The following is a 24,797-nucleotide window of genomic DNA, read 5'->3' on the forward strand; positions in this document are numbered from 1 at the left end:
GAGCCGTGCGGGTGACGGGGTTTGACACAAGGTCAGCAGACGGGGAAGCTGTTTGCACTGAAAGTCATTTCCAACAAGGATCGCCGTGAAGATCGCGTTCGTGGGCAAGGGCGGCAGCGGGAAGACCACGCTGGCCGCACTCTTCGCCCGTCACCTGGCTGCCGCGGGCAGCACCGTCGTCGCTGTGGACGCCGACATCAACCAGCACCTGGGTGTCGCCCTGGGGATGGACGAGGAGGAGGCCGCGGCCGTGCCCCCGCTCGGCGGCCACCTCGCCGAGATCAAGGAGTACCTGCGGGGCGGCAACCCGCTCATCGCCTCGGCCGCCGCCATGGTGAAGACCACCCCGCCCGGCCGCGGCTCGCGCCTGCTGGAGCCCGCCGGCGACGACCCGGTGCACGCGCTCGGCCGGCCCGTCGCCGGCGTGGTGCTGCTGGCCACCGGCGGCTTCGAGGCCGAGGACCTCGGGGTGGCCTGCTACCACTCCAAGGTCGGCGCCGTGGAGCTCTACCTGAACCACCTGGTCGACGGCCCCGGCTCCCACGCCGTGGTCGACATGACCGCCGGAGCCGACGCCTTCGCCTCCGGCCTGTTCACCCGCTTCGACCAGACCTTCCTGGTCGCCGAGCCCACCCGCAAGGGCGTCTCCGTGTACCGGCAGTACCGCGAGTACGCCGCCGACTACGGCATCCGGCTCGCCGTGGTCGGCAACAAGGTCGAGGGGCCGCAGGACATCGCGTTCCTGCGCGAGCACGTCGGCGACGACCTGCTGGTCTGCCTGGAGCACTCCCCGTACGTGCGCGCCCTGGAAAGGGGCCGGACGGCGCCGCTCGCCGACCTGGAGCCCGCCAACACCGCGGCGCTGCGCACCCTGCACGAAGTGGTCGCCGCCCGTACCAAGGACTGGTCCGCCTTCCAGGAGCACGCGGTGCTCTTCCACCGCCGCAACGCCCTGGCCTGGGCCGACCGCGCCACCGGCGAGGACCTCGGCCGCCAGATCGACCCCGGCTTCCGGCACGGCCCCCAGGCCCTGCAAGCGGCCCGCGCCTGAGCCGGCGCCCGGCCGACTGCCGTATCCGGTACGGACGGCGCCCGGTGCGGGTGCCGACTCCCGTGGCCGGTACGGACGGTGGCCGACTCCCGCGCCGGGCAGGAGCCGTGGCCAAGTCCCTTACCTGGTACGGGACCTGGTCAACTCCCGCCGTAACCAGACCCATTCACGCCGCCAGGCACTCACGCACTCACGAACCCACGCACCCACGCACTCACGCACTCACGAACGGAGCCCTTCCATGTCGCTCGACGTGTCCCCCGAACTGCTCGCCGAGGCCGAGCGGGGCGAGGTCGACGAAGCCGCCTTCGTCGAGACCGTCCGCACCTCGCTGCCGTACGCGTACCGGATGATCGCCGACCTCACCCGCACCCTGGAGGCCACCGCCGGGCCCTTCGCCGACAACACCGTGCCGCCCGCCTCCGAGGCCGAGCGCGGGCAGTTGCTGCGCGCGCTCGCCAGCGACTCGATCCGCGGCAGCCTGGAACGCCACTTCGGGGTGCGGCTCGCCTTCCAGAACTGCCACCGGGTCGCCGTCTTCCCCCGCGGCACCGAACACGGCGACCCCTACCGCACCTTCACCTCCCCCCGCGCCCAGATCCTCAACCAGTCCCCGGAGCTCCGGGACTGCTGAGCCGCGCTCGTCGCCGGAGGAATGGTGCGTGCCCTGCCGAAGCCGCCGGACTCTGCCAGCGCGCCTTCGGGATCGTGCAGTTGACGCCATCGACCGCAAGTGCTGCACTGCGGGCGAAGGAGATGCGTCAGGCGAGAACGCCGCTGCGCGCGGCGAGGCCGCGCAGTTCCATCGACGTGGGACCGGAGACCAGCAGACCGGAGATGAGCGACTTGGTCGCCGGGCGCGCGTGGGTCTCCTGCGGAGCGAGCCGTTCGGCGGCCAGCAGAGTGCGGACGCAGTCCGCGCGGCGGCCGAGACGGTCGTAGGTGACGGCGATGTCGCCCAGGGCACGGGAGCGCCGCTCGACGCTGGGCAGCGCCTTGAGGGAGATCGAGCGTGCCGCGGCGAGTGCTGCCAGGGGGTCCCCGGCGTGGTTCTCGGCACTGATCCTGTGCAGTCCCACGGTGAGCGGGCTGAAGCCGCCGTAGTGGCGCAGGAGGGTTCCACCGCCGAGTTCCTCGGCGATGGCCGCGGCCTCGTCGGCGAGCTCTCGCATCCCGTCCCGGTCGCCTCCGCGCGCGAGGGTGTAGCTGGCGCTCTGCACGAGAAGACCGCGCAGGGCAGCCCCGGGACGGCCGGCGCGGCGCAGGTCGGGGTGGTCGGCGGCGGACAGCGCGATCGAGAGCGCCTCGGAACGCCACCCTGCTTTCCTCGCCAAAACGGCGAGCTGGCGAGCGGATTCGGCGACGACGAGGGGGTCCTGGGCGGCCTCGGCGAGCTGCCGTGCACGGTCGGCCGCCATCCAGCCGAGCTGCTGCTCGTCGAGTTTCACGAGCATGCGCGTGGCCAGCAGATAGGTCTCGGCGAGGAGGGAGTACTGGGCGGAGTCGTCGTCGGCGGCGGTCAGCGCGTGGCCGGCGCGAATCAGGCGCGGCAGGCGAACGGCGAGGGAGGCGTACCGGCAGGCGTCGAAGTCGGCGAGTGCGTGGGCGAAGTCGGCGGGGAGTTTCTCCGCCGACGGGATCATGGGGGCCGGGCCCAGGCCGAGCATGGCGTCCCGCAGCCGGGTGACCAGCAGCTCTCCGAGCAGGGCCTCGTCGGCCTGTGCGGCTCCGTTCCCGAGGAGAGGGGTGCCGGCCGCCGAGGCGGCGGTGGCCGCCAGGCCCGCGAGCAACTTCCGTCGGCGCACCGGGTCTTCACCGTCCTCCCCACCGGATCCACCCAGCCTAGGGGCGGGCAGCCGGGGGAAAGCGCCGGTTGCGCCGATCCGCTGACCGTGTCGAACCTCAGGCCGACGTGCGGGCGGCGCGAGGCCGACTGCCTGGGGCGGCAGCTCCAGTGCGTCGGCGAAGCGGCGCAGTACGTCGATGTCGGTCATCGGCGAGATGCCGCGCTCGTAGCGGGAAACCTGCGCTGCGGAGTAGCCGGTCCGCTTGCCGAGTTCGGCCAGGGTCATGCCCTTGGCCTGCCGGGTCTCCCGGATCAGCTCCCCGGGCTTCACGACCGCCTCGCGACGTGCTGGTGCCTTGTTGACCGCATCGGTACCCCGTTCCCGCCGGTAGCGGAGGCAGTGCCGCCTCGACCGTAACCCTGGGACTGCGCGGTCGACAGACGGTTTGCATGAGATGCACACGGCTTTGCAGAGCAGGACAGCGCACCTGCCGCCGGCCCGTCGACATCGGCGACCTTCTTGGGCAGACGGTCCGCAATCGGCGGACCGCTTCGACTTCGGGGGCTCCCATGCACTCCGTGAACGTCACCCCGTCCATGACGCCGGCGGTCGATGTCCGTCTCAGGCCCGCCTACTACTTCAGCAGCGAATGCCTCGGCCCGTACGTCACCGGCCTGCTGGAGCGCTGCACCAGCATTTTCGAACTCAAGAAGGCGATGGCCACCGACCTCGCGCACGGAAACGCGGGCGTGAGCGACGGACGAGGCGTCGTCGAGAACGGGGCCCTGCTCCAGGGTGAGGTCATCGTGCAGGCCGGGGCCCGGATCGAGGCGGGCGCACGGGTCATCGGCCCGGTTCTCGTCTGCACGGGCTCCGTCGTCTCCGCGGGAGCGCTCGTGCGCGACCACAGCGTCATCGGTCCGGGCTGCCGGATAGGGTTCGGCGCCGAGATCACCCGCAGCCTGCTGACCTCGCACGTCTTCGCGAAGCACCCCTGCTTCGTCGGCGACTCGGTGATCGGCCGGCGGGTCAACATCGGCTCCTTCTGCTCCACCACCGGACTGCGATGCGACCGCGGGCCGGTCGCCGAACCGGCAATCGAGGAGATCACCGTCACCCTCGACGGGCAGCGCATCCCCACCGGCCAGACCAAGTTCGGCGCAGTCGTCGGCGACGAGGTCGTCCTGCCGGCCGGGAGCGTGCTCTCCCCGGGGACCCTGATCGGCCCCGGCACCGTCATCCACCCCCGCGACCACATCGGCGGCTTCCTGCCGGCCGGCTCCCGCGTGCGGTGACGGCCGTGACCCTCGATCCCCCATCCGACGCCACCGTGGACACCGCCCTTGTACGTGTCACCGGCGGGCGGCCGCTTTCCGGCCGCATCCCGGTGCAGGGCAGCAAGAACATCGCCCTCCACCTCTATGCGGCCTCCCTCCTGGCCGACTCGCCGGTCACCTTGTCGGCGGCGCCGGACATCATCGACACCCAGGTGTGCGCGCAGATCTTGCGCCACACCGGCGCCCGAGTAGAGGTCACCGGCGGGCGGTTCGATGTCATCCCGCCCCGGGACCCCTGGCCGGTCGTCCATGCCGAACTCGGCCGCCGGGTGCGTACGACGGTGGTCCTGGCCGCCGCGGTGCTCGCCCGCGCCGGACAGGTCGCCTTCCCCTGGCCCGGCGGGGACGCGTTCTGCCCCCGCCTGATCGACCGGCACGTCGCCGCGATGCGGGCAGCAGGTGCGGAGGTCGTCGCCGACGGCGCCGGGATGCGTGCGCGGTGCGGACCGCGCGGCGTGAAGGCATTCACCGTGGACGTGGACACACCGTACGGGCCGAGCCTGGGCGCGACCGTGACGGCGATGCTGCTGGCCGCCCGCGCCACCGGCGCCAGCCTGATCACCCACCCGTCCATCGAGCCGGAAGTCACCGAGACCGCGCGCTTCCTTTCCGAGCGCGGCGTCCGCATCCACTTCGACGACCAGGGCCTGCACGTGGCCGGCAGCGACTGGATCGACGGAGGCGGGTTCGCTGTGGCCGGGGACCGGATCGAGGCGGCCACCATGGTCATGACCGCTGCCGCGACCGGCGGCCGCGTCCACCTCGACAACATCACCGCCGCAGGCTTCCCCCGCGGGCTCGTGCGCGTCCTCACCGCGGCCGGGATCGGTCTGAGCGACGCGCCCGACGGCGGCGTGCAAAGCCAATCAAGGGGACCGCTGACCGCCGTCGAGGCCGCCACAGGTCCGCACCCGGACCTTCCCACCGACACCGCACCACAACTCGCCGCCTTGCTCACCCAGGCGGACGGCACCTCGCTGCTCGGCGAGCGCGTGTATCCCCGCCGCGACAGCCACGCCGCGGGCCTGCGCTCCTTCGGCGCCGACATCACCACCACCGGTGCGGTGATCCGTATCCGCGGGCCGGTGCGGCTGCACGGCGCAGATGTCGAAGCGTCGGACATCCGTGCGGTGACGGCCCTGTTGATCGCCGCTCTCGCCGCCGAGGGCCCCTCTACGATCCGGGGGTTGTACCACCTCCGGCGCGGCTACGGACACCTGCTGTCCAACCTCGCCACGCTGGGAGCCGACATCACCACCGTCCCCGGAGGCCCTGATGCCCATCCCGTTCACCGCCGATGACGCCGCCCGCCTCATGGAGACCCTCGAGTCCGTCGTCGCCGACGGCGCCACCCCTGGGGGCGTGATCGCCTTCGGCACCGCGGACGGCACCCCGGAGTACCTCAGCGCCGGTGTCGTCGCCCCGGAGTGCGGCACCGTGGCACCCACACGGCACACGGTGTACGACATCGCCTCGCTGACCAAGGTCGTCGCGACCTGGCCCCTGGTCGGCCGCGCGATCCATGACGGCCTGCTCGACCTGGACGGGCCCATCCGCGACTTCCTGCCCGCGATGAACGGCGAGTTGCCCAGCGCCGAGGCGACCGTGCGCCAACTCCTCGCCCACACCTCGGGACTTCGCGCTTCCACCCGCCTGGACCACTACCGCGGCGCCGAACTGCCCCTGCACGAACTGATGTGCCGCGAACCGCTGGACGACGCCCCTGGCACCCACCGTTACATCAACCGCGGGTACATCCTGCTGGGCCTGGCCCTCGCGCACATCCACGACCAGCCCCTCGACGAGTTGGCAGCGGCCGTGTGGGACGAACTCGGCATGTCCGAAGTGATGTACGGGCCCATCGGCCGCTCCGGTCGGGTCGCTCCGACCGAGCAGCGCATCCCCGGCGCGCCACGCATCTGGGGTGCCGCGCACGACGACAACGCCGCTCTGCTCGGTGGCGTCGCCGGTCATGCCGGGGTCTTCGCCACCCCGCGCGACCTCGCCCGGTACGCCCGGCATCTGCTGACCGCCCACGCGGACGCGACCGACGCCGACCTGGGGGAGTGGATGCGCGCCGGCCTCGTTCCGCAGGCCGCCATCGAGCCGGGCCTGGACCGCGGCCTGTCCTGGATTCTCGCGGCCGGCGGGCGTGTCGCCTACCACCACGGGTTCACCGGGACCAGCCTCTACCTCGCCCTGGACAGCGGCCGGTACCTGGTGATCTGCACGAACGCCGTGTACCACGGCAACGCCCGCACCCGTATCGCTCCCCTGCGGGCACTCGCACTCAAGACGATTTCCGCCACGTGATCAAGGGAGCGATTCGATGGTGGAGTTGCCGGCCGACCACACCACGCTCCGCCCCGGGGGACCCGGCGGCCGGTTCCTCGCCCACCAGGACCCGGCTGCTCGGCCCGACCCGACGAGGGACATCCGCCGCAGCCAGGACTGCTGAGCCGCGACCGCGGGCGGTGGGTCCGTTCCGGGGCGACCGGGGCGGGGGCGCGGTTACTTGCGGCCGAGAGCGGGGCCGAGGCGGGTGGCGATGTCGGTGAGGATCTGGACGTAGTCGGCGTGCTCGAAGTCGAAGGGCAGCGCGAAGGCGACCTCGTCCACCTCGCGGAAGGCCGCGTGCGAGTGCAGTCGCTCGGCGATCTCCGCCGAGGTGCCCACCAGGTCGGGCGCGAAGAGCAGCCCGGCCGGGCCCTGCGGCGCGGCGGTGCGCGGCAGCCGCCGCTCGGCGTAGGCCGCGTACTTCGCCCGCTGCTCGGCCGAGGCGCTGTCGGTCGGGATGACCACCAGGCCCTGCGAGACGCGGGCCCGCTCGCCGTCGGGGTGGGCCGCGCGGAACGCCCGGATCTGCTCGTACTGGATGGCCGCGAAGTCCCAGCCGCCGGGTGGCGCCTCGGCTCTCTGCTCGGGCTTGACCACGCTGCTGGTCAGCAGGTTCATCGCGTTCTCGCCCGCCCAGCGGGCCGAACGCAGGCTCCCGCCGCCGTACCACATGCGGCCGGCCAGCCCGGGGGAGTGCGGCTCGACCCGGTCGGAGAACACCTCGAAGCCCTCGGTGCCGCCGTCCGGTACGGCCCGCTCGCCGCGGACGAAGTCCAGCAGCCGGCGCACCCGGCCGTAGCCGAAGTCCTCGGCCTGCGCGGTGTCGGGGTAGAGCGCGGGGGCGACCCGGTCCCAGTGCATCGGCGGGCCGACGCTCACGCCCGGGTTGAGTCGCCCGCCGGAGAGCACGTCCACCGTGGCCAGGTCCTCGGCCAGCCGCAGCGGGTTCTCCCAGCCCAGCGGGATCACCGCCGTGCCCAGGTCGATCCGGCTGGTGCGCTGCGAGGCCGCGGCCAGCACCGCGACCGGCGAGGAGATGCCGTACTGCAGGTGGCGGTGGCGCACCCAGGCGCTGTCGAAGCCCAGCTGCTCGCCGAGTTCGATGATCTCCAGCGTCGTCTCGTGGCCCGGACGCGGGTCCGCCCCGTCGAACAGCCCGATGGTCAGGAACCCCAGCTTCCGCAGCGGGCGCGCACTCGGCTCCACGGCCTTCTCCTCCCTCGCCCCGTCCCGCGGCCGATTCTGCCAGCCCGCGCAGCCGGGTCCGCGTTCGCCGCGGCGTAGGGTCGGGGGCAGAGGGACAGTCCGGCAGTCCGGTACGACGGGGCCGGCGCCGCGGCGAGCGGCGGGACGTGGAGGTGGGCGGTGCGGCGGACGTACGTGCTGTGGGCGACCGCGGCCGCGGGCTTCGCGGTCGACCAGACCACGAAGGCCATCGCGGCGGTGACGGTGGAAGGCAGCGAGCCGCGGCACATACTCGGCGGCCGGGTGACCCTCACGGCCTTCCGGAACTCCGGGGCGGCCGGGTCCTTCGCGCCGCACGCCACCCTGGTCTTCACGGTGCTGGCGATCGGCGTGCTCGGCTTCGTGGCGCGCGTCTCGCGCAACGTCGGCTCCACCGGCTGGGCGGTCGGCCTCGGGCTGATATCCGCCGGCGCCGGCGGCAACCTCGCCGACCGGATCTTCCGCACCCCTGGCTTCGGCCGCGGTGCCGTCCTCGACTTCATCCAGGTCGGCAACTCCGGCATCTTCAACCTCGCCGACCAGTGCGTGAGCGCGGGCGCGCTGGTGATCCTCGTCCAGACCTTCCGTGGCGTCCCGATGCGCACCCCGACGGCCGCCACCCCCCTGCCCCAGCCCCACACGGGCTGACCGACCGGCTCCGACCGCCTCCCGCTTCCAGCCGCACATGGGCTGAGACCGGCTCCGGCCGAGCCCGCGCCTACGGCCTCGCGGTGACGGGCCCGTCCGCCGACTCGTGCGCGGCCCCGCAGGGACGCCGCTAGCGGTGATGTCCGCACGAGCCGGTCCGCCCGCCCGTCCGGCCCACGGCGGCCGCCGAGCCGACCGGGACCCGCCCACCCCCCGCTTGTCGCGCCCCTACCGTCCCGCCGTGATCCCGGCGAGGATCAGGTCGATGCCGGCCAGGAACTCCTCGCGGTCGTCGTGGGTGCGCAGCCGCCCCGCCATGGTCCGGGTGAACGGGTACTCCTGCGGGTCGAGCCGTGACCACGCGGTGGCCGCCGCGTCCAGGAACTCGCCGCGGCCGGTGGCCGACGCGGCCGCCGTACGGGCGTTGGCGGCGTTCTGGCCGGCCACGCCCAGGATGTAGTTCAGCAGCGCGGAGGCCGCGGTGAACTGCGCCGGCTCCGGCACCGCGAGGGCGCGGACCTGGCGCCCGATGCGCTCGAAGAGCCGCAGCATCGGGGACTCGCCGGGCGATCCGGCGAGCTGGGCGCCGAGCCAGGGGTGGGCGTCGATCGCGTCGAAGACGCCGAGCGCGAGGGCGCGGACCGCCTCCTGCGGAGTCGCCCCGCCGTCCTCGGCGGCGACCGCCTCGGCGAGGACGGCCTCGGCGGCCGCGGTCAGCAGCTCGGCCTTACCGGTGACGTGCCAGTAGATCGCCCCGGGCCCGGTGGCGAGCCGCTCGGCGAGCGCGCGGAAGGTCAGCCCGCCCGCGCCCACCGTGTCCAGCAGCTCGCAGGCGGCGGTGACGATGCGCTCGCGCGAGAGCGGTTCCTGCCGTCGCTCCGGACGGCCCGTGCTGACGGCCATGCCGCCATCCTAAGCCGCCCTGGAACGACATTCCAGCTTGACAAGGCATGGAACGGCGTTCCAGGCTGGAGGGACTGGAACGCCGTTCCAGGAGTTCGCCGGGTACGCCGAGGCGCCCGCCCGGCGGCCCGCAGCCAGGAGGGAGCAGCACCATGACCACCCCCGTCACGATCATCGGCGCCGGACTCGGCGGCCTCACCCTCGCCCGCGTCCTGCACGTCCACGGCATCGAGTCCGCCGTCTACGAGGCGGAGCCCTCACCCGCGGCCCGCGCCCAGGGCGGCATGCTCGACATCCACACCGGTACCGGTCAGCCCGCTCTCGCGGCGGCCGGGCTGACCGAGGAGTTTCGCGGCATCGTGCTGCCGGGGCGGGAGGCGACCCGCCTGCTGGCCTCCGACGGCACTGTGCTGCTCGACGAGCCCGACGACGGCACGGGCACCCGTCCCGAGGCCCAGCGCGGCGAACTGCGCCGCATCCTGCTCGACGCGCTCCCGCCCGGCACCGTCCACTGGGGCCGCAAGGCCGCCGGCGTGCGCGCCCTTGGCGGCGGCCGCCACGAGGTGGCCTTCACCGACGGCACCACCGTGACCACCGGCCTGCTCGTCGGCGCGGACGGCGCCTGGTCGCGAGTTAGGCCGCTGCTCTCGCCGGCCACCCCGGCGTACACCGGCGTGTCCTTCGTGGAGACCTTCCTTTTCGACGCCGCCACCCGGCACCCCGCGGCCGCGAAAGCGGTCGGGGCCGGCGGCATGGCGGCCACTGCGCCGGGCCAGGGGATCCAGGCGCACCACGAGAGCGGCGGCACCCTCCACACCTACGTGGCGCTCGCCAGGCCGCAGGAGTGGTTCGCCGCCCTCGACTTCGGCGATCCCGCCGCGGCCGCCGCCCGGATCGCCCGGGAGTTCGACGGCTGGGCGCCCGAACTCACCGCGCTGATCACCGACGGCGACACCCCGCCCGTGCTGCGCCCCCTGCACACCCTGCCGCCGCGGCACCGCTGGCAGCGGGTGCCCGGGGTGACCCTGCTCGGCGACGCCGCCCACCTGATGCCGCCCTCCGGCGAGGGCGCCAACCTGGCCATGTACGACGGGGCCGCCCTCGGTACGGCCCTGGCCGCCCACCCCGGCGACACCGAGGCCGCGCTCGCCGCCTACGAGCAGGAGCTGTTCCCGCGCAGCGCCGCGGCCGCGGAGGACGCCCTGCGCATCCAGGAGGTGTGCTGGGGCCCCGGGGCGCCGCGCAGCTTCCTCGACTTCCTCACCGGCGCCGGGCAGACCGGGTGACCGGCGCCGGTCACGGGGGCGGCCGCTCGGCGCGCGGGCCCGGCGGGGAATCGCTAGCGTGAGAAGTGGAGGCGGCCCGGGAGCCTCCCGGGCACGGCGCCCGCGAGGACCGCGAGAGCGCCGGCCGATCCGCGGTGACGCTGTCCGCGGCCGGGCCTCCGCGAGCGGGACGACATGGGGGTCTTCGCGATGACCGGGTTCACCGAAGGGACGCCGTGCTGGGCCGACGCGATGTTCGCCGACCTGGAGGGCGCCAAGAGCTTCTACGGCGACGTGCTGGGCTGGACGTTCGGCGAGAGTTCCTCGGAGTACGGCAACTACACCCAGGCGTACTCCGACGGGAAGGCGGTCGCGGCCGTCGTACCGCCGATGCCGGGCCAGGAGGGCGAGGCCGCCTGGTGCGTGTACTTCGCCTCGCCGGACACCGCGGCCACCGCGGAGAAGGCGCGGGCGGCCGGCGGCCAGGTGCTGATGGAGCCGATGAAGGTGGGCGACTTCGGCACGATGGCGCTGGTGAAGGAGCCCAGCGGGGCCGTGCTCGGCATCTGGCAGCCCGACCGGCACCGCGGCTTCGAGAAGACGGGCGAGCCCGGCTCCTACGCCTGGGCCGAGCTGTTCACCCGAGACCCGGACCGGGCCGACGCCTTCCTGAAGGACGTCTTCCCCTACCGGGCGCAGCAGGTGGCCGACGACACCGGCGAGGACGTCGACTTCAAGGTGTTCACACCTGAGGGCGCCAAGGAGGCCGTGCTCGGCCGGCTGGCGATGGGCGAGCAGTTCCCGCCGTCGCTGCGGCCGTTCGTCAACGTGTACTTCGCCGTGGCCGACTGCGACGCGACGGTGAAGAAGGCCGTGGACCGCGCCGCCAAGCTCCAATTCGGGCCGGTGACCATCCCATTCGGCCGGTTCGCCAGCCTCACCGACCCGCAGGGCGCGCACTTCGCGGTGATCGACCCGTCCACGACTGCCGGCGAGATGCCGAAACTGACCGACGCCTGAGGGGAGTCGGGCCTTCGGTCACCGGACGGCTGGCTCTCGTGTGTGGGCTCGGCTCACGCCGGGGTCAGCCGGTAGAGGGCGGCCGCGCCCGGGGCGAGGTGGGGGGCGAGCGTGATGCCGGCCACGGGGGTGTAGGTGTCGGCGGCGGGGTCGTAACAGGCTGCCGCGAAGGCCGGGTTGATCTGGACGCGGGGCTTCGCTGGCTTGTCTGCGTGTCGGTTGGTGATGAGGAGGTGGCGGGTGTCGTTTTGTTGGTGGGGGTGGGTGTAGAGGGTGAGGAGGGCGGGGTCGCCGGTGGTGTGGGTGAGGTGGGTGCCGGGGGTGAAGGGGGTGGTGCCGGTGGGGGGTTGGGGTTCGTTGGCGTGGTGGACGGTTTCGGTGGTGAGGGGTTTGAGTTGGCGTCCTGTGGGTTGGAGCCAGGTGGTGTTGAGGGTGCGGGCTGCTTGGTAGAGGGGTGTTTGCTGTCCGTCGGTGGTGATGAGGGCTTGGGTGTAGCCCTCGCCTCGGGCGGGGTCGGGGGTCCAGTAGGTGAAGTACTGGATGCCTTTGCAGCCGTAGGCGAGGGAGGTGTTGATCTGCCAGGCGAGTTGGGCAGGGGTGGGGACGGCGTGGCCGTTGAAGCCGGTGGACTGGATGTAGGTCCAGGCGGGGATGCGGGCTGTGAGGGCGGCTTCGCGGATGATGGCCCAGGTGTCGAAGTAGGCGGTGTCGATGCTGCCGTCGGCCAGGATCGGGTACCGGTCGAACGAGATCAACGACGGACGCACCGCGTCCAGGTACTTCCGCACGAAGGCGCGGTAGCGGGCGCCGTTGCCGCGGTTGATGTTGGCGTAGGGCAGCAGCGAGGGGGCCACGTCGCGCAGCACGCGGGTCAGGGAGCCGACGTTGGGGAAGCGGGTGGTGGGCGGCTCATCGTAGAGGTTGAAGCCGGCGAACGAGGGGTGGTGGGCGTAGTTCCCCACAGCGGAGGTCATCCAGTCCGCCGCGTCGGCGGTCGTCAGCGAGGACGGCACCGAACGGTCGTCGGTCACCGTCAGGTGCTGGGCCATCGCCTGCACCCGCGGGTCGCCGGCCACCAGCACCTTCAGCCCGACCTTGTCGGCCAGGCCGAGCGCCTGGTTCGCGCTGGCCTCGTCGTTCTGGTAGTTGCCGGTGATGAGGAAGGTGAAGCCCGCGTCGGTGATCTCCTCGTAGCGGGCCTCCGTGCTCTCGAAGGGGTGCGGCGGCCAGAACAGGCCGATCGGGAAGTCGGGGCCGGATATGAGGGGCAGGTCGGCGGCGTCGGCCGCGTCCGCCGTGCCGGGGTCGGCCGGGGCGCGGTGCCGGTGGGCGGCGACCCGGTCCGCGGCGATCGTCCCGGCGGCGAGCACCCCCGCCCCGAGCCCGGCGGCCTGCAGCAGGCCGCGCCGGTTCACACCCCGCGCCGCCCTGCCGGAGGGCGGGGAGTCCTGCTCTGCCATGGGTCCACTCCTGCGGGAAGGCGCGTGCGCGCGACGGCGTCTCGAACCCGCGCGCGATCCCGGCGCGGCAAGCAGGAAATTACGACACGGCGGTCACAGGACCATAAAGGCCAGTGATCTTCGTGAATCACGCCAATCGCCCCAACTTCCGTCAGGAACGGCCCCGTTCGGCCTCATCCGCCCCTGGCACCACTGCCGTCACGTGACCGATTCCACATCGCTGCGCCGGTGCTCCGCTTCCGACTGTGGGCACGGCTGTGGACCGGCGGTGAACCGGCAGTGAACCGGCCCGGAAGATGCCTCGGCCGCCGCGGGAACTCTTCGGGCGGTGTGCTGGCGGGGCGGCGGACGGTCCCGGCGGCCCCGGCGACGGCTCCGCAGGCGGGCGTGCGGGCGGCGCGCGAGGTGCCGCGGTCGGGTCAGGCGCGCGCTCGGGCGCAGTCGGGGCACAGGCCCCGGTAGGTGACCTCGACCGCGGAGACCGCGAAGCCGAAGCGCTCGGCGGCGGGCAGGTCGGCGAGCGGGTCGCCGGTGGGGTGGACGTCGCGCACGGTGCCGCAGGAGGCGCAGACCAGGTGCTGGTGGGGGCGGTGGGCGTTCGGGTCGTACCGCTTGGCGCGGCCGTCGGTGGCGACCTCCATCACCTCGCCGAGCGAGACCAGCTCGCCCAGGGTGTTGTAGACCGTCGCCCGGGAGATCTCGGGCAGCCGGCGGGCCGCGCGGGCGTGCACCTCGTCGGCCGTCAGGTGCACGTGCTCGCCGTCGAGGACCTCGGCGACCACCCGGCGCTGGGACGTCAGCCGCCAGCCGCGGCCGCGCAGGCGCTCCAGCAGGTCGCTCATGTCGTTCACCCCATCAGGTTCGCGCGGTACCCGAAGTTTACCAGCGGACGTCCGATTTACGATCGGATACGCCTTTGGCTCGCTTCTTGACTTGGACAGCGTCCATCGTAGGATCGGTTCCGGCGACAGCCAAGGCCCGCGCCGGCTGCGGCGCCCGGCCGCCCGCTCACCGCACCCTGCCCGCGCCCAGCACAGCCGTCCGCCTGATCGGGAGAGGAACCCTCATGTCTGAGAACCAAGTGAACGCCGACGCGGCACCGGAAGGCGGTTGCCCGGTGGTCCACACGCGCGCACCGCACCCGACCCAGGGCGGCGGCAACCGCGGCTGGTGGCCCGAGCGGCTGAACCTGAAGATCCTCGCCAAGAACCCCGCCGTGGCGAACCCGCTCGGTGAGGACTTCGACTACGCCGCCGCGTTCCAGACCCTCGACCTGCCGGCGGTCAAGCAGGACATCGCCGAGGTGCTCACCACCTCGCAGCCCTGGTGGCCGGCCGACTTCGGCCACTACGGCCCGTTCATGATCCGCATGGCCTGGCACAGCGCCGGCACCTACCGGATCAGCGACGGCCGCGGCGGCGCCGGCGCCGGCCAGCAGCGCTTCGCCCCGCTCAACAGCTGGCCGGACAACGTCAACCTGGACAAGGCCCGCCGCCTGCTGTGGCCGGTGAAGAAGAAGTACGGCAAGAGCCTGTCCTGGGCCGACCTGCTGATCCTCGCCGGCAACGTGGCGCTGGAGACCATGGGCTTCAAGACCTTCGGCTACGCCGGCGGCCGCGAGGACGTCTGGGAGCCCGAGGAGGACGTGTACTGGGGCCCGGAGACCACCTGGCTCGGCGACGAGCGCTACACCGGCGACCGCGAGCTGGAGAGCCCGCTGGGCGCGGTGCAGATGGGCCTGATCTACGTCAACCCCGAGGGCCCCAACGGCAACCCGGACCCGATCGCCTCGGCCCGCGACATCCGCGAGACCTTCCGCCGGATGGCGATGAACGACGAGGAGACCGTCGCGCTGATCGCCGGCGGCCACACCTTCGGCAAGACGCACGGCGCCGGCCCGGCCGACAACGTCGGCGCCGACCCCGAGGCCGCGCCGCTGGAGGCCCAGGGCCTGGGCTGGAAGAGCACCTTCGGCACCGGCAAGGGCGCCGACACCATCACCTCCGGCCTGGAGGTGACCTGGACCAGCACGCCCACCCAGTGGAGCAACGGCTTCTTCGACAACCTCTTCGGCTACGAGTGGGAGCTCACCGAGAGCCCGGCCGGCGCCAAGCAGTGGAAGCCGAAGGACGGCGCCGGCGAGGGCACCGTGCCGCACGCCCACGACGCCACCAAGAAGATCGCCCCGGCGATGCTCACCAGCGACCTGGCGCTGCGCTTCGACCCGGTCTACGAGCCGATCGCCCGCCGCTTCCACGAGCACCCCGAGGAGTTCGCGGACGCCTTCGCCCGCGCCTGGTACAAGCTCACCCACCGCGACATGGGCCCCAAGCAGCTGCTGCTCGGCCCGGAGGTCCCGGCCGAGACCCTGCTGTGGCAGGACCCGCTGCCCGAGGCGGACTACGAGGCGATCGACGCCGAGGACATCGCCGCGCTGAAGGCGAAGATCCTCGACTCCGGCCTGACCGTCTCCCAGCTGGTCACCACCGCGTGGGCCTCGGCGTCCACCTTCCGCGGCAGCGACAAGCGCGGCGGCGCCAACGGCGCCCGCATCCGCCTGGAGCCGCAGCGCGGCTGGGAGGTCAACAACCCCGACCAGCTCGCCGCGGTGCTCGGCACCCTGGAGAGCATCCAGCGCGAGTTCAACGCGGGTGCCGGCGCCAAGCAGGTCTCGCTCGCCGACCTGATCGTGCTCGGCGGCACCGCGGCGGTCGAGAAGGCCGCCAAGGATGCCGGTGTGGCGGTCGAGGTGCCCTTCGCCGCGGGCCGCGTGGACGCCGGCGACGAGCACACCGACGCGGAGTCCTTCGCGGCGCTGGAGCCCACCGCCGACGGCTTCCGCAACTACGTGGGCAAGGGCAACCGGCTGCCGGCCGAGTACCTGCTGCTCGACAAGGCGAACCTGCTGGGCCTGAGCGCCCCGGAGACCACCGTCCTGGTCGGCGGCCTGCGCGTGCTGGGCGCCAACTACGACGGCTCGGCGCACGGCGTCTTCACCGACACCCCCGGCGTGCTCACCAACGACTTCTTCGCCAACCTGCTGGACCTCGGCACGGAGTGGAAGTCGGTCACGGAGGACCAGAGCCTGTTCGAGGCCACCGACGCCGTCACCGGCGCCGTGAAGTGGACCGGCACCCGTGCCGACCTCGTCTTCGGCTCCAACTCCGAACTGCGCGCGGTGGCCGAGGTGTACGCGGCCGACGACGCGAAGGAGAAGTTCGTCACGGACTTCGTCGCGGCCTGGACGAAGGTCATGAACGCGGACCGCTTCGACCTCTCCTGACCCACCCCGCGGGAGCCACCCCCGGCTCCCGCCCGCCAAGTGCCCGGCCCCGCAGCGCCCCCAAGCGCCCGGGGCCGGGCGCTTTTTGCGTTCCGGCAACGGTGCCGGACCCGGCTGCCGGCGGGAGACGCCGGACAGGTCGTAGCCCGCGCGCGGTCCGCTCGGGGGTGGATCGGGGGAGATGCACCCGTCTTGGGGAAGCGGGGGGAAACACCGTATATGCGCGGGGTGGGTGGAGAAGTCATCCTGCGGCCGGGATGCGAGACCCGGTCGCGATGGGCGGGGCGCCGGGTGAGGCGGCGCCCCGGCCGGACGGCTCGACGCGAAACGTGACGGGAAAGGTGACGGATCCATGCGCGCAGAGGCCACCCAGCGGGTAGCGCTCGTCTTCTCACTGCTGGACGCGAACGGGAACGGGGTGCTGGACGAGGAGGACTTCGCGCTGATGGGGGACCGCGTGGTCGCCGCCGCGCCCCAGGCGTCCCCGGCCGCCGCGGAGGCGATGCGGGCCGCCTTCCGGCACTACTGGAGCACGCTGCTGCGGGAGTTGGACGCCAACGGCGACGGGGTGGTGAGCTTCGAGGAGTACACCGCCTGCGTACTGTCCCCCGAGCGCTTCGCGCCCACCGTCGCCGAGTTCGCCGAGGCGCTGGCCGCACTCGGCGACCCGGACGGCGACGGGCTCATCGAACGGCCCCTGTTCACCGCCCTGATGACCGCCATCGGCTTCGAACCCGCCAACATCGACGTGCTGTTCGACGCCTTCGCCCCCACCCCCGACGACCGGATCGCGGTCCGCACCTGGGTCGAGGGGATCAAGGACTACTACGCGCCCGACAAGGCCGGCATCCCCGGCGACCACCTCGTCGCCCGCCCCGTCGCCTGACCGCGGCCCGGAAGGAACTCAGAAGAAACCCGCAAAGCGCCGCCCGGCGCGAACCCGGCACCCGCCCCGGCATCAGCCCGGCGCGTGGCCTGCAACACCCGTCAGCACCAGTCACCACCCGGCAGCAGCACCCGGTACGAAGCAGAAACGAAGGGGCCCGGTCAGGGAATGAACGCAGCGGAGTACACCGTCGGCCTGGCCGTCGGCCGCGGCACCGGCGCGGAGGTCGCCGAGGTCTTCGAAGAGGTCCTCGCCGCCTTCGCCCGCCGGCACGGCAGGACCGTCACGGTGGCGCGCTCGCCGCGCACGTACCACTCGTACGTCTCGCTCAAGCGCCAACACCCGTACGGCACCGGGGACATCCGCCGGCTGACCCGGGAGGACGCCGACCACTACGAGCAGTTCGTCCGCACGCAGGCCGCCGCCGGCACCCGCGCGGTCTTCCGTACGGCGATCAACGCGCAGACGCTCTACCTCGTCCGCCACCGCCTGCACGCCGTCAAGGTCGACGCCCTCGACGCGGCCGGCGCCAGGATGCTGCTGGTGCGCGACCAGGCGCAGGGCTTCTACACCGGCGAGAACGACCACCGGGCCGAAAGCGTGCGCAGGACAACGGAGTTCAGCCGCGCCACCACCCACAAGGTGCTGGCCTACGCGCTGCGCAGGGCCTGGCAGGAGTGGCCCGGTGAGGGCCCGGCCGCGCTGGTGATGGCGTACAAGTTCCACCTGCTGGACGGCGTACTGGACACCTGGGCGCAGGAGTTCGCCGAGCGGCACGGCGTGGAGGTGCGGGTCTTCCAGCCGGACACCGTCAACCGCAACCTCATCACGCACGGCCCCGCCGACCGTACGGTGCTGGTCGCGGGCAACGAGTGGGCGGACATCATGCACGTGGTGCTCCTCGACCGCTTCGGCGCCGGCCGCCAGGAGGAGCACTGCACCCGCAACGTCCATCTGCACGCGGACGTCGAGGGGTTCACCGAGTACCAGACCGTGCACGGCTCCGCGGACGACCTGGAGGGCCGCAACCTCGTCAACCCGCTGGCCACCGTACGGGCCGCCGCCGCGGTCGCCGAGCAGCACGCGGGCTGCCCGGGCGCGGTGGCCGCCGCCGAAAGCGCCCTGTCGCGGGTCCGCGAGGAGGGCATCGGCACACCGGACCTGGGCGGTCGCCACTCCACGACGGAGGTCGTGGCGGCCTTCCTGGCAGCGCTGGAGCCGGGCGGACCCGGCGGCACAGATGGTGAGGCCGCGGGCAGAGGGGGCGGCGCGGCCTCCGATGCGGGCAAACTTTCCGGCCAAGAGCCGAGCGGCGACCCGGCTTCCGTGCCCCGCCCCCGTGTCGGCCCGGCCGCCCGCCCGTACGGGCCCGAGCCCGACGGCCCGCCGCCGCGTCCGTACGGCCCCGTGCCCCGGCCGCCGGCGCCGGCCCCGTGACCCCGCCCGGCGGCACCGCCCTGGTCGTCGTGGACGTCCAGAACGACTTCTGCGTCGGCCCGCTCGCCGCCTCCCGCTACCCGGGCGACCCCGCGGTGCTGGAGGCGGTGGTGGGCACCACTCAGCGGGCGGTCGAGACGGCCCGGGCCGGCGGCACCGACGTGGTGTTCGTACGGTTCACCGGCGATCCGGCCCATCAGAAGGCGAGTTGGCGGCACCGCGACGCCGCGCGCGGCCGGCCGCCCAAGTGCCTGGAGGGCACGTGGGGCGCGCAGTTCGCCGCACCGCTCCAACCCCGCTGCGGCGAGGGCGTGTTCACCAAGCGCGCCTGCTTCGACGCCTTCCTCGCCGACGGCTTCGAGCAGCACCTGGCAAGCCTGGGCACCCAACACCTGGTGTTCGCGGGCGTGTTCACCGACGTGTGCGTCGACAGCACCGCCCGCACCGCTTTCCAGAAGGGGTTCCACATCACCGTCCTCACCGACTGCACCACCGCCCTGCACCAAAGCGACGAGCAGATCCTGCAGTTCATGCGCCGCCTCTACGGCGCCCGCACCACCACCCACGACAACGCGGCGCTCTGGACGCGCCACCCGGAGGAGGAGGGGACGTGGCAGCCGAGGCCCGTACCGGTACCGCGCCCGAGGCCGCAGGCACCGGCGGAGACCGGCCCGTAGCGGAAGGGGCGGCGGAACAGGCGGCAGGGGAAGTGGCGGAAGAAGCGGCAGGGGCACCGCCCGGCGGAGTGCAGGGCGAGGTGCCCGCCGCGTCGCAAGGGGCGAAGGGGTCGAATGTACCCGTGGTACCCCTTTCTGTGCTGGACGGCGGCGTACACGCGGGCGAGGACCCGCCGCCGTACGCCGCATCGCCTGCCGTGCCACGTCCCCGTGCGCACCGCGCCGTCGAAGAGGGCGGCATCGAGGAAGGCGTCGGCCTGACCGCCCTCATGGTCGCCGCCGCCCGGGCCATCGAGACCGGCCGGCCCGACGCCCTGGCCCGCGACGAGTACGCCGCCCACTTCGTCCGCGCCGCCCCCGCCCGCGCCCACTGGCCGGTATGCCCGCAGGACGTGCCGGGCCTGGACGCCGACCCGCTGTGGGGCCGCCTCGGCCGCTACTTCGCCCTGCGCACAAGGGTGTTCGACGACCACCTGTTGCGCCGCGCGCAGGCGGGCACCCGGCAGGTCGTGTTGCTCGGCGCCGGGCTGGACACCCGCGCGTACCGGCTCGACTGGCCGGCCGGCAGCATCGTCTACGAACTCGACCGGCCCGGCGTCCTCGCCTTCAAGCAGCGCACCCTGGACGCGCTGGCCGCCCGGCCCCGCGCCCACCGCGTCACCATCCCCATCGACCTGCGGCTGGACTGGACCGCCGCCCTGCTCGCGGCCGGCTTCGACCCCGCCGCCCCCACTGCCTGGCTCGCCGAGGGCCTGCTGCTCTACCTGCCGCCGGCCGCCGAACGCCACCTCGTCCGGACCGTCCACGACCACAGCGCGCCCGGCAGCGCGCTCGCCTGGGAGGCCAAACTCGGCGTCGAGACCGAGGCGGTGCGCACCTCGCCCGTCTACACCGCCGCCCGCGACCGCATCGGCGTGGACCTGCTCGCCCTCTTCGACCCCGAGCCGCGCCCCGACTCCGCCGCCGACCTCGCCGCCCTCGGCTGGACCACGGCGGTGCGCACCCCGTACGACTTCAGCCGCCGCTTCGGCCGCGGCCCGCTCCCCGAGCCGGACGACGCCCTCGCCGCGAACCGCTGGACCTTCGCGGGACTGCCCGAGCGCTGAACGTCCTGTTTCCGCACGTCCGTTCGCCCACCCGGCCCGTGCCGCCCCGACACTGCCCGAAGCTGCCCGGGCCGGCACGGGCCCGGCTGCGTCCGCGCCGTTGACGTGTTCCTGCCTGCTGGCTAACGTCACCGAGAGCGCTCTCACCACTTCGTCCCGTCGTGTGCACTCCTGACCGAGGAGCCCCCCATGCGCACATCCGGACCAGGCGGGCATGTCCCGCCTCACGGCCGCGACAGCCTGACAACGTTGTCGATCTTGCGCGGGCAGCCCGTGGGCGGGGCCGAGCCGGTGTGCCGCCGGGACGGGCTCTCGTGCGGCCGGACAACGTTGTCCGTTGCTCGGGCTGTGTGCCTTCCTCGGCCTGCTCCGGTGCCGTGGTCCGTCGAGCGGCCGTACGGCCTCGCGGCCGGGGGCCTTCGCTGCTCTCGGGTACGCCCTTGTCCCGTCCGCGGTCCGCAACTCGCGCTGCCGCCGCCGCGCCGACGCCCACGCCCGTAAGCCTCTCGCTCGCGCGCCCCGCACCTCGCGGTTCCGCCTCCGCACCCGGTAACCCTCCCGGTCGTCACGCCGCCCCAATGAGCCCGCGCACGCGGTCACTTGAGCCCCGCCCTCGCCCCGCACCCGTACTGCCCCGCGGTGCGAGCCGGCGCGGAAACGTACCTCCCTACCCCGCAAGAGAGGACCCCATGAGACGACTGTCGAGATCGCCGGGCGCTGCCGCGGCGGGTGTGCTCGCCGCCGCGGCGCTGGCCGTGGCCGGGATGAGCGCGCCCGCCCTGGCGGCCGGGAAGGCCGCGCTGGTGACCGCGCCGGCGACGCTGGTGAACCCGTTCATCGGGACGTCGAACCAGGCCGACGACTTCCCCGGCGCGGACGTCCCGTTCGGCATGGTGCAGTGGAGCCCGGACACCCCGTCCCGTCCGGACGGCGGCGGCTACGAGTACAACGACTCCTCGATCACCGGCTTCAGCCTCACCCACATCGCCGGGCCCGGCTGCGGCGCGGCCGGCGACGTGCCGGTGCTGCCCACCGTGGGCGCGGTGAGCACCGGCGCGAACGACTCCTTCGCGCACGCCAACGAGTCGGCGTCCGCGGGCAGTTACAAGGTCACGCTGGACAACAAGGTGACCACGGAGCTGACCGCGACCACCCGCTCCGGCATGGCCCGCTTCACCTTCCCCTCCACCACCCAGGCCAACCTGGTCTTCAAGCTCAACGGCAGCCAGAACGGCGACAGTTCGACGCAGTTCAACGTGGTGTCCAGCACCGAGGTGAGCGGGCAGGTGACCAGCGGCCACTTCTGCGGCGCGGGCAACACCTACACCGTCTACTTCGACATGGTCTTCGACCAGCCCTTCACCACCAGCGGCACGCCCGCCGCGAAGCCGAACGAGGCGGCGCCCACCACCAGGGGCGCCTCGAAGAACTCCGCCGAGAAGCCCAACGAGCCTGTCCTGCACGGCTCTTCGCCGAAGGCGGCGAAGAGCGTCAGCCCCGACGCCGCCGCGAGCAACGGCTACGTCACCTTCAACGCCACCGCCCACCCGGTGGTGCAGGCGAAGGTCGGCGTCTCGTACGTCTCGATCGCCAACGCCACCGCCAACCGGGCCGCGGAGAACACCGGTTGGGACTTCGACGCCACCCGCACGGCCGCGCAGAACGCGTGGAACGCCGAGTTGGGCAAGGTGCAGATCGGCGGCGGCACCGCCGCCCAGCAGCAGAGCTTCTACACCGCGCTCTACCACTCGCTGCTGCACCCGAACGTGATCAGTGACACCAACGGCCAGTACTTCGGGTTCGACGGCAAGACCCACACCGTCGACTCCGGCCACAAGGCGGTGTACGCGAACTACTCCGGCTGGGACATCTACCGCTCCCAGGCCCAACTGGAGGGGCTGATCGACCCGCAGGCCGCCTCCGACACCGCGCAGTCCATGGTCGACGACTACGCGCAGACCGGGGTCTTCCCCAAGTGGTCGGAGGACAACGGCGAGTCGTACGTCATGGTGGGCGACCCCGCCGACGCCATCATCGCCGACTACTACGCCTTCGGCGCCCGGAACTTCGACACGGCCACCGCGCTGAAGGACCTCGCGGCCCAGGCGTCCAAGGCCAACAACGACCGCCCGGGCCTGAACTACCTCACCGCGCCCGGCTACATGCCCCACGACGGGTCCTACGGCTGCTGCAACTTCTACGGCCCCGTGGCGACCACGCTGGAGTACGACACCGCCGACTTCGCGCTGTCCGCCCTGGCCGGCGCGCTCGGCGACACCGCGAACCAGCGCACGTACGCCGAACGGGCGCAGGACTGGCGCAACGTGCTCGACCCCGACTCCGGTTTCGTCCAGCCCCGCAACGGCGACGGCACCTGGACCGGCGGCTTCGACCCCACCAGCGGTACCGACATGGTCGAGGCCGACTCCTGGATCTACACCGGCATGGTCCCCTTCGACATCGCCGGCCTGGCCCGCGCCAAGGGCGGCAACGCGGCCATGAACGACTACCTGGACACGGTGCTGCGCAGCTTCACCGGCGACAACGGCTACGCCTGGGTCGGCAACGAGCCCAGCATCGAACTGCCCTGGGAGTACGACTACACGGGCGCGCCCTACAAGACGCAGGGCACCGTCCGCGCCATCCAGGACGCCATCTGGTCCAACACCCCGGGCGGCCTGGCCGACGGCAACGACGACCTGGGCGCGATGAGCGCCTGGTACGTGTGGGCGGCGCTCGGGATGTACCCCGAGACGCCCGGCACCTCCGATCTCGCCCTGGGCTCACCGCTGTTCACCCAGGCCGTGGTCACCCTGCCGGGCGGCGGCACGCTGACCGTCAACGGCAACGGCGCCGCCGACAACGCCCCTTACGTGCAGTCCGCGAGCTGGAACGGCTCCGCCTGGAACAACGCCTACGCGCCCACCACGGCGATCACCTCGGGCGGCACGCTGAGCTTCACGCTCGGCACCACCGCGAACACTTCGTGGGCGACCGGGAGTTCGTCGGCCCCGCCCTCGTACGCCGGTGACACCGACGCGCCGCCCACGCCGCGGATCGGCGCGATCAGCTCGGGCGTCGACAAGACCCTGTGCGTCGACGACGCCACCTCCGGCACCGCCGACGGCACCCACGTGCAGATCTGGGGCTGCGACGGCACGTACGCGCAGGACTGGCTGGTCGCCGCCGACGGCACGCTGCGCACGCTGGGCAAGTGCCTGGACGTGGTGAAGAGCGGTACCACCAACGGCACTCTGGTCCAGCTCTACACGTGCAACGGGACGGGCGCGCAGCAATGGACGCCCGGTGCGAACGGCTCCCTGGTCAACCCGGAGTCGAACCTGTGCCTGGACGACCCCAACGCCTCGACGTCCAACGGCACGCAGCTGCAGATCTACACCTGCAACGGCTCGGCGGCGCAGAACTGGACGCTCCCCGCGGCACCCGCGGTGCGCCACGGCGCGGTGACCGCGGGCGTCGGCTCGGGCCTGTGCCTGGACGACAAGTCGGCGGCCACGGACGACGGGACGCCGATCGAGATCTGGTCCTGCAACAGCACCAGCGCGCAGGACCTCACGGTGGCCCCCGACGGCACGCTGCGCATCCTGGGCAGCTGCCTGGACGCCTCCAACAGCGGCACGTCCAACGGCACACTGGTGCAGCTCTACCACTGCAACGGCTCGGGCGCGCAGCAGTGGCACGCGACCACGGCGTCCCAACTGATCAACACCCACTCGGGCCTGTGCCTGGACGATCCCAACTCCTCGACCACCCAGGGCACGCAGCTCCAGCTCTACGCGTGCAACGGCTCAGGCGCCCAGCAATGGCACCTCCCCTCCTGACCCCACCCTGACCCCCATCCCCCGAACACGCGGGCCTCGGCTGCTGCTCCCAGCCGGGGCCCGCGTCCTTGTCCGGTGCCTGCGCGAGGTTCGGTCTCCGCGTGGGCCTTGCCGCCTCCGCGTGCGCCGCCTCGGGTCCGGCCCGGCTGCGGGCTCAGCCCGAAGTGCCGGGGCCCGCGGGGTTCGTGCCGCTGTCCGGGGTCGGGGTCCTGCCGCGTTCGATCGTTTCCGCGATGCGCTTGATGCGCCGCAGGCGGGCGTCCCAGGCGGAGCCCACGGCGGCGAGTTGGGCCGCCGCGCGGGCCAGTTGGGGCTCGTCGACACTGAACCTGCGTTCGCGGCCGGCCGTTTCGGCGCGGACCAGGCCCACGCGGTCGAGGACGGTGAGGTGTTTGGCCACGGCCTGGCGGGTCACCGGGAGGTGGTCGCTCAGGCTGGTGGCGGTGCCGCCGCCCTCGGTGAGCAGCAGGTCCAGCATCCGGCGCCGGGTCGGGTCGCCTATCGCGGACCAGAGGTCGTCGTCCACCGGCACGG

Annotated in this window: 21 protein-coding genes; 15 read left to right on the forward strand and 6 right to left on the reverse strand. The window is 72.9% G+C overall.

Annotated features, from left to right (window positions below; translation table 11 throughout):
- Positions 1–85: 85 nt before the first annotated feature.
- A complete protein-coding gene (locus BLR33_RS05095) occupies positions 86–1,051 on the forward strand; it encodes an ATP-binding protein (protein WP_176930128.1) in 966 nt (321 codons plus the stop codon).
- Between the two features lie 241 nt (positions 1,052–1,292).
- A complete protein-coding gene (locus BLR33_RS05100; RefSeq protein WP_093783042.1) occupies positions 1,293–1,685 on the forward strand; it encodes an SCO5389 family protein in 393 nt (130 codons plus the stop codon).
- A 127-nt stretch (positions 1,686–1,812) separates the two neighbouring features.
- Here BLR33_RS05100 and BLR33_RS05105 read toward each other — a convergent pair whose 3' ends face one another.
- Positions 1,813–3,168: a helix-turn-helix domain-containing protein gene (locus tag BLR33_RS05105; RefSeq protein ID WP_245771161.1), complete on the reverse strand. Its 1,356-nt coding sequence runs from the start codon at positions 3,166–3,168 to the stop codon at positions 1,813–1,815.
- 248 nt (positions 3,169–3,416) lie between these two features.
- Between BLR33_RS05105 and BLR33_RS35030 the strand changes: the two genes are divergently transcribed.
- Genes BLR33_RS35030 through BLR33_RS36670 form a run of 4 tightly spaced genes read left to right on the forward strand, consistent with a single transcriptional unit; the run spans position 3,417 to position 6,633 of the window.
- Positions 3,417–4,133 (forward strand): GlgC family sugar phosphate nucleotidyltransferase, encoded by a 717-nt coding sequence (locus tag BLR33_RS35030; protein WP_176930129.1) that lies wholly within the window; start codon positions 3,417–3,419, stop codon positions 4,131–4,133.
- Between the two features lie 5 nt (positions 4,134–4,138).
- Positions 4,139–5,476, forward strand: a complete 1,338-nt coding sequence (locus BLR33_RS05110; RefSeq protein WP_176930130.1) for a UDP-N-acetylglucosamine 1-carboxyvinyltransferase — start codon at positions 4,139–4,141, stop codon at positions 5,474–5,476.
- Positions 5,451–6,488 (forward strand): serine hydrolase domain-containing protein, encoded by a 1,038-nt coding sequence (locus BLR33_RS05115; RefSeq protein ID WP_093783044.1) that lies wholly within the window; start codon positions 5,451–5,453, stop codon positions 6,486–6,488. The genes BLR33_RS05110 and BLR33_RS05115 overlap by 26 nt, the downstream gene beginning before the upstream one ends.
- 16 nt (positions 6,489–6,504) lie before the next feature.
- Positions 6,505–6,633 carry a hypothetical protein gene (locus BLR33_RS36670; protein WP_265737016.1) on the forward strand — a complete coding sequence of 43 codons (129 nt, stop codon included), beginning with the start codon at positions 6,505–6,507 and terminating at the stop codon, positions 6,631–6,633.
- A gap of 53 nt (positions 6,634–6,686) precedes the next feature.
- On the opposite strand, the gene BLR33_RS05120 is transcribed toward BLR33_RS36670, so the two are convergent.
- Positions 6,687–7,718, reverse strand: coding sequence for an LLM class flavin-dependent oxidoreductase (locus tag BLR33_RS05120; RefSeq protein ID WP_093783045.1), 1,032 nt, complete (start codon positions 7,716–7,718; stop codon positions 6,687–6,689).
- Between the two features lie 159 nt (positions 7,719–7,877).
- On the opposite strand from BLR33_RS05120, the gene BLR33_RS05125 reads away from it, so the two are divergent.
- Positions 7,878–8,384, forward strand: coding sequence for a signal peptidase II (locus BLR33_RS05125; RefSeq protein WP_093783046.1), 507 nt, complete (start codon positions 7,878–7,880; stop codon positions 8,382–8,384).
- Positions 8,385–8,612: 228 nt separating this feature from the next.
- Here the strand turns inward: BLR33_RS05125 and BLR33_RS05130 are convergent, their stop codons facing one another.
- A complete protein-coding gene (locus BLR33_RS05130; protein WP_093783047.1) occupies positions 8,613–9,287 on the reverse strand; it encodes a TetR/AcrR family transcriptional regulator in 675 nt (224 codons plus the stop codon).
- Between the two features lie 152 nt (positions 9,288–9,439).
- Here BLR33_RS05130 and BLR33_RS05135 point away from each other — a divergent pair, with 152 nt between their 5' ends.
- On the forward strand, positions 9,440–10,573 hold the full coding sequence (locus BLR33_RS05135; RefSeq protein WP_093783048.1) for an FAD-dependent oxidoreductase: 1,134 nt from the start codon (positions 9,440–9,442) through the stop codon (positions 10,571–10,573).
- A gap of 189 nt (positions 10,574–10,762) precedes the next feature.
- Positions 10,763–11,572 (forward strand): VOC family protein, encoded by an 810-nt coding sequence (locus BLR33_RS05140; protein ID WP_093783269.1) that lies wholly within the window; start codon positions 10,763–10,765, stop codon positions 11,570–11,572.
- 53 nt (positions 11,573–11,625) lie between these two features.
- Here the strand turns inward: BLR33_RS05140 and BLR33_RS05145 are convergent, their stop codons facing one another.
- Together BLR33_RS05145 and BLR33_RS05150 are read right to left on the reverse strand one after the other, a co-directional pair.
- Entirely contained in the window at positions 11,626–13,032 is a 1,407-nt protein-coding gene (locus tag BLR33_RS05145) for a hypothetical protein (RefSeq protein ID WP_093783049.1), read from the reverse strand.
- Between the two features lie 419 nt (positions 13,033–13,451).
- Complete coding sequence (locus BLR33_RS05150) at positions 13,452–13,874, reverse strand: Fur family transcriptional regulator (RefSeq protein ID WP_093783270.1); 423 nt, start codon at positions 13,872–13,874, stop codon at positions 13,452–13,454.
- A gap of 224 nt (positions 13,875–14,098) precedes the next feature.
- On the opposite strand from BLR33_RS05150, the gene katG reads away from it, so the two are divergent.
- The 6 genes from katG to BLR33_RS05180 all read left to right on the forward strand — a co-directional run bounded on the left by katG (position 14,099) and on the right by BLR33_RS05180 (position 24,263).
- Positions 14,099–16,315, forward strand: coding sequence for a catalase/peroxidase HPI (katG, locus tag BLR33_RS05155; RefSeq protein WP_093783050.1), 2,217 nt, complete (start codon positions 14,099–14,101; stop codon positions 16,313–16,315).
- A gap of 352 nt (positions 16,316–16,667) precedes the next feature.
- On the forward strand, positions 16,668–17,201 hold the full coding sequence (locus BLR33_RS05160; protein ID WP_093783051.1) for an EF-hand domain-containing protein: 534 nt from the start codon (positions 16,668–16,670) through the stop codon (positions 17,199–17,201).
- Between the two features lie 168 nt (positions 17,202–17,369).
- The gene (locus BLR33_RS05165) at positions 17,370–18,638 is read left to right on the forward strand and encodes an isocitrate/isopropylmalate family dehydrogenase (RefSeq protein WP_093783052.1); all 1,269 of its coding nucleotides are present in this window, start codon (positions 17,370–17,372) and stop codon (positions 18,636–18,638) included.
- On the forward strand, positions 18,635–19,315 hold the full coding sequence (locus tag BLR33_RS05170) for a cysteine hydrolase family protein (RefSeq protein WP_093783053.1): 681 nt from the start codon (positions 18,635–18,637) through the stop codon (positions 19,313–19,315). The genes BLR33_RS05165 and BLR33_RS05170 overlap by 4 nt, the downstream gene beginning before the upstream one ends.
- Before the next feature lie 269 nt (positions 19,316–19,584).
- A complete protein-coding gene (locus BLR33_RS05175; protein ID WP_093783271.1) occupies positions 19,585–20,421 on the forward strand; it encodes an SAM-dependent methyltransferase in 837 nt (278 codons plus the stop codon).
- A gap of 689 nt (positions 20,422–21,110) precedes the next feature.
- Positions 21,111–24,263: a lectin gene (locus BLR33_RS05180; protein ID WP_245771162.1), complete on the forward strand. Its 3,153-nt coding sequence runs from the start codon at positions 21,111–21,113 to the stop codon at positions 24,261–24,263.
- 154 nt (positions 24,264–24,417) lie between these two features.
- On the opposite strand, the gene BLR33_RS05185 is transcribed toward BLR33_RS05180, so the two are convergent.
- Complete coding sequence (locus BLR33_RS05185; protein WP_093783054.1) at positions 24,418–24,795, reverse strand: ArsR/SmtB family transcription factor; 378 nt, start codon at positions 24,793–24,795, stop codon at positions 24,418–24,420.
- Positions 24,796–24,797: the final 2 nt, after the last annotated feature.

Origin of the sequence: Actinacidiphila guanduensis, from assembly GCF_900103985.1 — a bacterium.
In the GTDB taxonomy this organism is placed as follows: Bacteria; Actinomycetota; Actinomycetes; order Streptomycetales; family Streptomycetaceae; genus Actinacidiphila; species Actinacidiphila guanduensis.